The sequence below is a fragment of the Zooshikella harenae genome (genome assembly GCF_018837975.1).
In the GTDB taxonomy this organism is placed as follows: Bacteria; Pseudomonadota; Gammaproteobacteria; order Pseudomonadales; family Zooshikellaceae; genus Zooshikella; species Zooshikella harenae.
In genome coordinates, this window is record NZ_JAGSOY010000231.1 from 1 (window position 1) to 1,566 (window position 1,566).

Genomic DNA, 1,566 nt, shown 5'->3' on the forward strand with positions numbered 1-1,566 from the left:
TATTTCGCAGCGCGGGCTGAAGCAAAAGGTATTGAGCTTAATACCATGGTTAATGAGCTGTTAAAAAAAGATATTGCTCTGATTGAAGGGGTTAAATAAAAAGCCTACATTGGTAGGCTTAAGATATTAAACTCGCATAGAGCCATCTATAAAATATCTAGAGTCTTTATTATTGATAGTGATATACCCATTTAAAAGAGCTAAGCGTAAAAAACTATTTTGCTCATCGTTTAAGCTGTTAAAAAATGCTCCTTTTGAAGGAGTCCAAAGTGGACCATAGCGGAATAACTCCAATATGAAATCCCTTAAAATATCTCGAACAAAGGAGTTTGAGTTAGTATAAGCTTTAGCAAGTAAATCAAGGCAACCACTAGCTTTATTAGAGGTTAATAAATCACGCCAACCAGCAAGATGAGTGCCTGCATAACTTGACCCTAGCTTACATATTAAATAAATGGCAGCTTCAACAAGCATAAAAGCATCAATATCTAATACAAGTGGCAAACTTCTCCCGTTATCAATTAAAAATTTACGTTCAAGTAGACACTCGCAAAGATAGTCTGTAATTATTTCATCGGGACTTTCAATATCTTCTGAAGGATTGCTTTTTTGAAACCACTTTAGTTCATTTTTTGCTTTGAGCTTAACAAAATCAAAGTCTTCTATCATCTCTGGAGAGACCCACTCAAATGGGCCATCCTGCTCTAATTTATTTATTAAATCATTTAAGTGCATCTGAGAGGTCATCTATATTTTTGTCTACTTTAAATAATAGTGAGTTTTTTTCTGCTTCGCTCATTCGTGAGTTTTTAATTCTATTTCTGATTTTTTTTAACTTTTTTAAGATATCTCTACCTTTCTGAATATGATCGCTGCCTCCAACGAGCTCACCTGTTTTCTTAGTATGCCTAATTGCGCCTGCAACTCCACCTGGAACCTTTAAGTTAACATTCGGACGATTAGCATAAGTTAGCTCTTTGATAAGTCTATCAACCTCAGCAGACTGTTTTTTAAAGGCTTCACGAGCTCGTTTATAAGCAGCTTTTCGTTTAAGTACACTTTGAAAGATATGTTTAAAAGCAAACTTCCCTGAATGTATCAGCGCATATCCTTCACCTACAGTTGCAACTGCAAATGCTACTTCAAAGGCAGTATCCATGGACTGATCGAGGCGACACCAGTCTTCCTCTGTCCAGTTTGAACGTGTATCAGTTACTTTGTAATTATGCCCATAACGGTCTAACCCAAGTGGATCGATGTATCCAACGGGATTCCCCTCAACATAAGCATACGTATTCAACCCACCAGCAAGCCCAATCGGATCACTTTCGATGTAGCGTCCAGTACTTGGATCGTAATCGCGAAAATAGTTGTAAAAGAGCCCACTCTCTGCATCAAAGTATTGCCCAGGGAAGCGCAGATTTAAAGTAACCGCTTGCCCATCACCATCCGGGTTATCTTCTACCTGACCGACACCATAGGCATCACTGTACCAAGCCCAGACGATGTTGCCTTCAGTATTGGTAGCACGACGAGGGGTATTGAGGTGATCCGCATGGATATAGT

At 38.6% G+C, this 1,566-nt stretch carries 2 protein-coding genes; both read right to left on the reverse strand.

The window, feature by feature from the left end; genetic code table 11:
* Positions 1–126: 126 nt before the first annotated feature.
* Positions 127–735 carry a hypothetical protein gene (locus tag KCG35_RS25185; protein ID WP_215822604.1) on the reverse strand — a complete coding sequence of 203 codons (609 nt, stop codon included), beginning with the start codon at positions 733–735 and terminating at the stop codon, positions 127–129.
* On the reverse strand, positions 722–1,566 hold an 845-nt coding region (locus KCG35_RS26880; RefSeq protein ID WP_304956773.1), incomplete at its 5' end, for an RHS repeat domain-containing protein. The genes KCG35_RS25185 and KCG35_RS26880, both read right to left, overlap by 14 nt.

Bases quoted from the DNA above. Each gene is read 5' to 3' on its own strand.
- KCG35_RS25185 (WP_215822604.1), bottom strand. From the start codon at position 735: ATGCACTTAAATGATTTAATAAATAAATTAGAGCAGGATGGCCCATTT.